A 9,273-nucleotide genomic window follows, 5' to 3' on the forward strand; every position below is an offset into this window, starting at 1 on the left:
CTATGGTGTCCTAAAACTGATTGAATTCTTTCTTTTGTAGGTTCAACAACAATGTATGTTCCTGCAACACATGCATCAGCACCTGCTTTAAAAGCTTCTGGTCCAGTTACATTGTTAATTCCTCCATCAACTTGAATTAAGTATTCGTAACCATTTTCAATTTTTAAATCTTTTAAGTATGCAATTTTTTCTAGCGCAGATGGCATAAATTTTTGCCCTCCGGCACCTGGTTCTACAGACATAACTAAAACAAGAGCTAATCTGTCTAAAAATGGCTTAATTTCATCAACTGATGTAGATGGTTTGATTGCTAAACCGATTTTTAATTCATCATATTTTTGAGTTAAAAATTCATCAAATTTTTTAAGATCATCTTTAATAGCTTCAAAGTGGAATGTGATGATATCAACTACATCTTTAACTTGGTCTACATAATCATAAGGGTTAACAACCATTAAATGAGCATCTTTAAGGTGTTTTAAACCATTTTTATTGATGTTTTCGATTTCTTCTACTTGAATTGCTGTGTTAGGGACAAATTTTCCATCCATAACATCATAGTGAATTCATTTGATACCATTTTCAACCAATGTATTAGCTATTGCTAATCTGTTTTCTTTTTCAACATTTAATAAACTTGGTGTTACATATTTTGTCATATTAAAATCCTCTTTTATTTTCATTAATTTCTTGATTTAATTTTACATAATTTTCATAACGTTTTAAAGGAACTAGCTTAGTGTTAATTTGTTGCTTAATAGCACAGTCTTGATCTTTTTCGTTTATGTGCATGCAGTTTCTGAATTTGCAAAGTTTTGATAACTCATAAAATGTTTCAAAACTTTGTGCTAATTCAACTGGTGTTAAATCTAAATTTAAGGATGAAAAGCCGGGTGTATCAATAACATAACCATCATTAAAAGGGATTATTGACACAACTCTTGTTGTATGTTTTCCTCTCCCTAGTGCCTTAGAAATTTCTTGAGTGTCAAAGCTAAATTGACCCAAATTATTGATAGTTGTTGTTTTTCCAACACCACTTTGACCCATAAAAACAGAATATTTATCTTTAAATATTTGTTTAACTTCATTTATGTAGCTTGATGGCTTTAGATTATCGATTAAAAATACTTTATAACCCATATTTGAGTAATATTCATAAATTTCTCCAGAGTATTCAGGATCCAAATCTGTCTTGGTTAAAAAGATAACTGGCTTAATTTTCTTAAATTCAATAATCGCAAGATATTTATCAACTAAAAAAAATTGAAATTGTGGGTCCTTAACAGACATTACAACAATCATTTGATCAACGTTTGCGACTTTGGGTCTTATGAATTCGTTTTTTCTTTCTAAGATTTCCTTTAATTGATTATTCTCAACTAAAACATTATCTCCGACAATAGGTGTTTGATTTTGGTATCTTAATTTCCCTGCTGCAGGTATATTTAAAATCTCACCTTGATTATTTTGCAATGTGTAAATTCCTGCGACAATTTTTGTGACTTTGTAAATCATTAATTGCTACCTCAAATTGTGAATCATAAAACTACTGCAAGAATTATTACAAGAATAATAACAATCATTGTAATTAGGAAAGCATTGCCATTGATAATATTGCTAAGTTTTTTCTTTTGTTTAGCTTTACCAGGTTTCAATGGTGTCTCAAACATTTTTGATGAATCAAGCGATTCGCTGACCGCTTTTTTAAATTCAAAAACAGTTTGATATCTATCTGCAGGTTTTTTAGCTGTAGCTTTCAAAATAACATTATCCAATGCTTGAGGGATATCAGTAAAGTTTCTGGCTGATGGGAATGTACCTTTATAATGCAATGTTATTGTTTCATGTTCATGTTCGCTTTTGTATGGATAAGTTCCCGTTAACATTTCAAACAATAAAACGCCTAAAGCATAAATATCAACAGCTTTTGTTATTTTGTGGTTTTTAATTGAGTATTCAGGTGCTGCATAATACGGGCTACAAATAACTGCATTTTCTCTTGTTAATCTTTGTGATTCAGGAGTTAATGAAATACCAAGGTCTAAGATTTTAATTTTTTGGTCATTAGTAATTATGATATTTTGACTTTTTATGTCCCTGTGAATAATTCCGTGTGCATGAAGTTCACCTATTCCTTCAGCGATTTCCATAATGTATGATCTTGCTTTTTTGGCACTTAAGGATGTATGTTTTCGAATGTGGTCATGCAATGTCAAGCCACTAATATATTCCATAACATAGTATTCTTCAGATGAACTTTTATGATGCTCATAAAAAATTGGTAAGTACTTAGATTTTACTTTTGAAAGTAATTTAGCTTCATCTTCAAATCTTTTAGCTTCAGTTTCATTAAAAATATTATTTAAATATTTAATTGCTACTTTTTTGTTTTTATCATTCTTGAATGTAGCCAAAAAAACAGTTCCCATTCCTCCAGTTCCAAGAATTCTTTGAACATCGTATTTTTTATAAATATTAGATTGAGGATTTAAGTTAATTTGTTCATTTGATTTACTCATTTGTACCTCTCAATCTTTGTAAAACTATACTCATATTATCACTTGATTTATTCTTTTGTGCCTCTGAAACTATCTTTTTAGTAGCCTCTTCAGGACAATTAGTTGATGTTAAAATATTTTCAATTTTTGAAGTTGAAACAAATTCGTGAATACCATCTGAAGTTAATAAAATTCATTCAATAATATCTAATGATTTCGGATCTAAAACAAATAAGTCAACATCAAAATGTTTTTTGTTATTGTAACTAATAGCATTAACAAGCAATCTTAAATAGCTATCTGAAAAAGTTGATGAATCTTTATTTTCTTCAGTAAGCTTATTTAACAAGTTGTGATCTCTTGTCATCAACTTAAGCTCTGTTTTTTTAGATTTTTTAATTAATAAATAACATCTACTATCACCGATGTTAAAAATCACAAGTGAATTTAACAATTTAGAAAAATAATATCCAACACAAGTTGAACCCATTGTAAATTTTGATGGATCTTCTTTGATTAAGTTGTAAAAATCTTCATGAACTTTGTCGAATGTGTTTTTTATAAAATATTCAATAGCAATTGCTGAATTAAGATTCCCAATGCTTTCAAATTCTGTTTTAAATCTTGAAATTATTGTTTGAGCAGCCGTATCACCGTGTGGTTGTCCACCAATTCCATCGCATAGAATAGATAAATAAGCTGTATCATTTTCAAATACAGCTACTCTATCGTCGTTTTTAGGTCTAATACCTTGTAATGATTCGAAATAGAAACTACTCAATTCCAAGCTCCTTGTGTAGAATGCTTCTAATTTCTTCTGCCGCTCTTTCAGGAACATCATTTACAACGATGTATTGGAAAATGTGTGAATCAGCAATTTCTTCTTCGGCTTTTTTAAGTCTACTTTTAAGAGTTTGTGGATTTTCAGAACCACGGTTTAAAATTCTTTTTCTTAAATCATCAACTGATGGTGGAGCTAAAAATATAGTTATTAAGTGATATTTATCAGCTTCTCTTGTATCTTGAGTGAACTTCTTAATAACTTGTTTAGCACCATTTGTTTCTATTTCTAACATAGGCACTTTATGTTTTTTATGAATCTTATCTAACTCAGAATATAAAGTTCCATAATAATTATCTAAATGGTAAGAAAATTCAAGAAATTTTCTACTTTTAATTTTGTCTCTGAATCTATCTCTATCAATGAAATAGTAATGAATACCATCCAACTCTCCTTCTCTAGGAAGTCTTGTTGTAGCAGAACAAGATAACGATAAGTTTAACTCATCGTATTCGAATAATAATCTTTCAACTGTCCCTTTTCCTACACCACTAGGTCCAGTGAAAATAATAATTGGATTTTTAGATGTATTCATAGTTGAAAGTATTATAGCACTTTTGTGATTGAATAACTTTGCAAATAATATTAAATTAATATTATTTTTTCTTATAAAATTTAAATACTAAAAGTAGGTGTATTATGTTTTACAAATATCATAAAAAAAGTGGTGATTTTTCAAATAAAACTATTAGAGGTTTACAAAAAGAATTGGGCGCAAAAAAAATAGGCCATTCTGGAATTTTAGACCCATTAGCAAGCGGTTTAATAATTTTTGCAACAGATTTTGAAACTAAATTGTTGCCTTATATTGCTGACAAAACTAAAACTTATATAGCAAAATGTAAATTCAATTACAAAAGCGACACGTATGATGTTGATGGTAAGGTTGAAATGCTAAATAATAAACCAATTACAAAACAAGAATTTCTTGAAGCAATGGAGTATGTTAAAACGTTAAAATTTCAAATACCACCTATATATAGTGCAAAAAAGATAAATGGTAAGAAAGCATACGAGTATGCTAGAGAGCAAAAGGAAGTTGAGTTAAGAAAACAACCAATAGAAATATTTGCTTACAATTTGATTAATTTTGATGAGTACACTCAAGAAGCAACAGTTGAATTAAAAGTTTCTGAAGGTGCCTACGTTAGAACTGTTTTAGTTGATACGGCACAAAAGGCAGGAACAAATTGTGTAATGACTTATTTAAAAAGAGTAAGTTGTGGAAATGTTTCTGTTGATGACTTATTTGAAGAACGCTATGAACAAATTCAAATTGATAAATTATTAAATCTAAAAAAAATGATTTCAAATAATGAAATTTTTAAATTCATTAGAAATGGTAATGAATTTAAAGTTGAAAAAGAAGATGGTGATTACCTACTTTATTCACCAAATGAAAATGAAGTTTGAGCCATTGGGCAAGTAATAAAAGGTATTTTTAAGCCTAAAAAAGTTTCGATTGAAAGGATAAATTTATATGAAAACAATCAAAGATAATATTAAAGTAGCTGCATTTGATATTGATGGGACATTATTAGCTAAAGGGATCAGAGAATTTTCATTAAATACAAGAAAAATTTTTCCATTATTAAAACAAAATGGAATCGTTTCAGTTTTAGCTACAGCAAGAGAATTCGCAACAATTGGGGATTTTCTAAAAGTTCTTGAACCAGACTACTTTATAGGAGCAAATGGATCATTTATTTTTGACCCTAAAACTGAGAAATTTATTTACAAAAATACCCTTCTTAAAGAAGATGTTGTTAAGTTTTATAATGCATATAAAGATAAAATTATTGCATTTGCAGTAACTGATTTTGATAAAGTCTTTAAATCACCTACAATGGATTTAAGATCTTGATTTATTAGACCGTTTATGACTAATTATTATGATTTTGATGAAAAAGAACTATCAAATGATGATTTATATATGATTACAATTAACACACCTGATGCAAAAATATTAGGTAAAGAAATGCAAAAATTCATCGAAGATAACAATTTATCAATGGAAGTGTCTTCAACTTGAAGTAATGGAATTTTCATTAGTCCAAAAAACTGTATGAAAAGTACTGCTTTAGAAGTGTTGTGTGAAAAACTTGGTTTTACATTGCAAGAAAACCTAATTGCGTTCGGTGATGGAGCAAATGATGTTGATATGCTACAAAAAGCTTATATTGGTGTAACTACAGAAACTGCAAGCAACAGTGTTAAAAAATATGCTGATGAAATTATGTTAGATGCAGAATACGATGGAGCATATTTAAAATTAAAAGAATTAGGTTTAATTTAATATGGAAGATTTATTAATCTATGATTTAGATGATTTTGAGACAAAAGATAATGATATTTTTCTTTTAGGTGAATTTAATTCATTTCATTTAGGTCACTATCAACTCTATAAAAAGGCTATTGAATTAAAAAAACAAAATGAAGATAGCAGAATTATTTTAGTTTGTTTTAATTCTGATAAATTGCTGCCAAAAGATAATGGAACTAGTTTTACAGATAAAAATGCAAAATATATGCAGCTTACTCAATTGGATTTAGATTCAATTATTGAACTTGATTTTGAAGCGATAAGAAATTGAGATGGAATTTTATTTTTAAATAAATTGGGTCAAAATAAAAAAGTCACATTTATATCTGGCGAAGATTATAAATGTGGTCATCGAGCAAGTTATAATTTTGAACTTGCAAAAAATGAGAATACTTTAAATAAAAATTATTCATTTATTACTGAGCCAACTCAGAAAATTCAAAATGTAAAAATCAGTACATCAAAACTAAAAGAAAGCATAGAGTTTGGTGATTTAGATTTTGTCAATTCATTATTAGTTTTCAATTATGCAATCAGTTGTAATGTCAATTCTGATTTAATAATCACAAAATCTGCAAATTTAGTAAACATTCATCCAGGTGTATATTCAGGTGTGATTTATTTTGAAGACTTAGTAATATATGCAAGCATATTAATTGATTTGGATCATTCGGTTTATTTAGATTTATTTAACTTTGACCTTGAAGATTTAGCAGATAGTCAAATAGTTGTTGAATTCAGAAAAGTAGTTAGATTAATTAAAAATGAATATGAAGCATTTTTAAGTGACACTGATATTGCAAAATCTAAAGAAATATTATTTAATTATTAAATTGGATTTAGAATTAGAAGAATTTAATTAAAAAGTTATATAATTAAAAATAATTGCAATATGTAATTATTAAATAAAACTTACAGATACTAGGAAATATCAGATTTTTTCATATAAAACACAAATTTATAGCTCGGAGTTTTGAAATATAAAACATCTGGGTTATAAACATAATAATTTCAAATTCAAAGGAGATATTATGGTTTCAAAACAAAGAAAATTAGAATTAACTGAAAAATTCGGTAAAAATTCTAAAGATACTGGAAATATAGCAGTTCAAATCGCTATCTTAACAGAAGATATCGAACTTTTAAAACCTCACTTTGCTAACAACCCAAAAGATAATCATTCTAGAAGAGGTTTCTTAGCAAAAATTTCACATCGTAAAGTTCTTTTAAGACATTTAAAAGAAACAAATTTTGAAAAATACAACGAAGTGATTGAAGCTTTAAATATTCGTAAATAATTGATTTTTTAAAATTTTTTCAAATTTAACCAAAAATTTTTAATTTTTATCTTATTGCAGTTATTATAAAAAATGAACCACAAGCCATCATAGTTAATCGGGAATTTATACTATGATACTTGTGGTTCTTTTTTAGTTCAGTTTTGGAATGAGCGATAAATTTTCTTAAAAAAGTTGTGTAATTAGATTGGAGGTGAAAAAATGAATTTAACAGAAATTGAAACAACCATTCCGATTCCTGATTATGCAACATTAATGAAAAATGCAAAATCAGTTTTAAATGAAATTGAAAAAAGGTTTGGTAATGATTCAATAATGATTTTAGGTGAAAAACCTGAAATAAATATACAAACTATACATAGTGGTAGCTATGTTCTAGACAGAGCCTTAGGTATAGGTGGTTTTCCACAAGGGAAGATTATTGAAATCTATGGTCCTGAAAGTAGTGGTAAAACAACTTTAGCACTACATACTATAGCCGAAGTTCAAAAGAATGGAGGTTTAGCTGCATTTATAGATGCAGAACAATCAATAGATCCTGAATATGCTAAAAGAATTGGTGTTCAACTAGATAAATTAATTTTATCTCAACCAAATTCAGGGGAACAAGCGTTAGAAATTGTCGATACACTATCTAAATCAGGATTCATTGACTTGATTGTGGTTGATAGTGTTGCTGCATTAGTCCCAGAAGCTGAATTAAATGGAGAAATGGGCGATCAACAAATTGGTGCTCAAGCAAGATTAATGTCAAAAGCACTTAGAAAAATCACAGGAAATTCAAATAAGAATAAGACAACAATCTTATTTATAAATCAAATGAGGGAAAAAATTGGAGTTATTTTTGGTAGTCCAGAAACAACTCCAGGAGGACGTGCTCTTAAATTTTATTCAAGTATAAGAGTTGAAGTAAGGAAAGGAACGATTATTACAGATGGAAAATCAAATACAGGAACTGAAATTAGGTTCAAGGTTGTTAAAAATAAATTATCAGCCCCTTATACGTCTGCTCAGAGCGAATTGATATTTTCGAAAGGTATTGATAAGTTTTCAGAACTTGTTGATGTCGCAGTCGAAGAAAAAATAATTGAGAAAAAAGGTTCTTGATATAGCTATAATGGTAAAAATATAGCTCAAGGAAAGAAAAATATGCGCGATTATATTGAAAATGACAATGAGTTAAGGGAAGCAATTTTAACTAAAATTAAATCTTAAAAATAAGTTAAACATTTAATTTGTTAGTCATATAATTGCTATATGAACTTGACTAAGCAAAGAAATAAGAAAATTAGAATACTATTTTTTGGAGATATTTTTGGAGAACCAGGAATTAAAACTGTAGAAAAATATATCCAAACTTTAAAAGAAAAATACAAAATAGATTTTATCATTGCTCAAGGGGAAAACATTTCTGGAAGAAAAGGCCTTAATAAAACAGATTATTTAAAACTTTCAGAATTAGGGATAAATGCATTTACTATGGGAAACCATGTATGAGCTAATGAGGAAATTTATGAACTATTAGAAAATGAGAATAACATAATTAGACCATTAAATATAGATAGAGGCTATCAAGGAAGTGGGGCTAAGATATTTAAAGTTAAAAATTCTAAACTAAGAGTTATTAGCTTGTTGGGTATAACTTTTAATAATCTACTTAGTCCATGAGAACAGGAAAGTGCAAATAACTTTTTTGATGCTATGGATTCTATTATGGAAGAAGAATCTGTGGACTTTAATTTTGTTGATTTCCATGCCGAAACAACAAGTGAGAAAAATGTACTGGGTCTATATTTAGATGGAGTTGTCGATGCAGTAGTCGGAACACATACACATGTTCAAACTAATGATTATAGGATCTTACCAAAAGGAACTGCATATATTACTGATGTAGGTATGGTCGGTCCTATGAATGCAGCAATTGGTGCAAACTTTGAGGAAGTTTATAAAAAAATGAGATATAACAGTAGGGAGAAATTTACTGTCAGTGAAAATAACACACAGTTAAATGCTGTAATTATTGAATTAAACACTAAAAGAGAGAATACAATAAAACCAATCAATATATATAATATAGAAATTTAAAATAAGTCAATTTTAGAGGGGCAATAAAAGTAGACTGAGAAGAAAATTTCAGATAGCTAATTATTAAGCGGCACAACTAGTAATTATTAACTAGTTGTGTTTTTTATTGAACATTAAAAAAATTAAAAAAAATTTTGAGAAATTAATTTAGTGTTATAATATTCATGCTTTTGATAGCAAAGAAGTTCTTTGAAAACTAGATATATACAAGACATGACAAGTCAA

11 protein-coding genes are annotated in these 9,273 nt (G+C 28.1%); 6 read left to right on the forward strand and 5 right to left on the reverse strand.

What is annotated here, in order from left to right:
* The 5 genes from ACNF36_RS02710 to gmk form a co-directional block, all read right to left on the reverse strand.
* Window positions 1-683, reverse strand: a 683-nt coding sequence (locus ACNF36_RS02710; RefSeq protein WP_418303642.1) for a ribulose-phosphate 3-epimerase, incomplete at its 3' end; no start/stop codon positions are given.
* Window positions 661-1,518: a ribosome small subunit-dependent GTPase A gene (gene rsgA, locus ACNF36_RS02715; RefSeq protein WP_418303643.1), complete on the reverse strand. Its 858-nt coding sequence runs from the start codon at window positions 1,516-1,518 to the stop codon at window positions 661-663. The genes rsgA and ACNF36_RS02710, both read right to left, overlap by 23 nt.
* Window positions 1,518-2,522 carry a serine/threonine protein kinase gene (locus ACNF36_RS02720; protein WP_418303644.1) on the reverse strand — a complete coding sequence of 335 codons (1,005 nt, stop codon included), beginning with the start codon at window positions 2,520-2,522 and terminating at the stop codon, window positions 1,518-1,520. Before ACNF36_RS02720 ends, rsgA begins: the two co-directional genes overlap by 1 nt.
* Window positions 2,515-3,282, reverse strand: a complete 768-nt coding sequence (locus ACNF36_RS02725; RefSeq protein WP_418303645.1) for a PP2C family protein-serine/threonine phosphatase — start codon at window positions 3,280-3,282, stop codon at window positions 2,515-2,517. The genes ACNF36_RS02720 and ACNF36_RS02725 overlap by 8 nt, the downstream gene beginning before the upstream one ends.
* Window positions 3,275-3,877 (reverse strand): guanylate kinase, encoded by a 603-nt coding sequence (gene gmk, locus ACNF36_RS02730; RefSeq protein WP_257089243.1) that lies wholly within the window; start codon window positions 3,875-3,877, stop codon window positions 3,275-3,277. The genes ACNF36_RS02725 and gmk overlap by 8 nt, the downstream gene beginning before the upstream one ends.
* A 104-nt stretch (window positions 3,878-3,981) precedes the next feature.
* On the opposite strand from gmk, the gene truB reads away from it, so the two are divergent.
* From truB to ACNF36_RS02760, 6 genes are all read left to right on the forward strand, one after another.
* Window positions 3,982-4,842, forward strand: a complete 861-nt coding sequence (gene truB, locus ACNF36_RS02735) for a tRNA pseudouridine(55) synthase TruB (protein ID WP_418303646.1) — start codon at window positions 3,982-3,984, stop codon at window positions 4,840-4,842.
* A complete protein-coding gene (locus tag ACNF36_RS02740; RefSeq protein ID WP_418303647.1) occupies window positions 4,823-5,638 on the forward strand; it encodes a YcsE-related riboflavin metabolism phosphatase in 816 nt (271 codons plus the stop codon). Before truB ends, ACNF36_RS02740 begins: the two co-directional genes overlap by 20 nt.
* Before the next feature lies 1 nt (window position 5,639).
* On the forward strand, window positions 5,640-6,497 hold the full coding sequence (locus tag ACNF36_RS02745; RefSeq protein ID WP_418303648.1) for an FAD synthase: 858 nt from the start codon (window positions 5,640-5,642) through the stop codon (window positions 6,495-6,497).
* A 199-nt stretch (window positions 6,498-6,696) separates the two neighbouring features.
* Window positions 6,697-6,963, forward strand: a complete 267-nt coding sequence (rpsO, locus tag ACNF36_RS02750) for a 30S ribosomal protein S15 (RefSeq protein WP_323177784.1) — start codon at window positions 6,697-6,699, stop codon at window positions 6,961-6,963.
* Between the two features lie 201 nt (window positions 6,964-7,164).
* Window positions 7,165-8,178 carry a recombinase RecA gene (gene recA / locus ACNF36_RS02755; protein ID WP_418303649.1) on the forward strand — a complete coding sequence of 338 codons (1,014 nt, stop codon included), beginning with the start codon at window positions 7,165-7,167 and terminating at the stop codon, window positions 8,176-8,178.
* Window positions 8,179-8,220: 42 nt separating this feature from the next.
* A complete protein-coding gene (locus ACNF36_RS02760) occupies window positions 8,221-9,048 on the forward strand; it encodes a TIGR00282 family metallophosphoesterase (protein ID WP_323680402.1) in 828 nt (275 codons plus the stop codon).
* The last annotated feature ends 225 nt before the right edge of the window (window positions 9,049-9,273 follow it).

Source organism: Mycoplasma sp. 4463, from assembly GCF_048381515.1.
Taxonomy (GTDB): Bacteria; Bacillota_I; Bacilli_A; order Mycoplasmatales; family Metamycoplasmataceae; genus Mycoplasmopsis.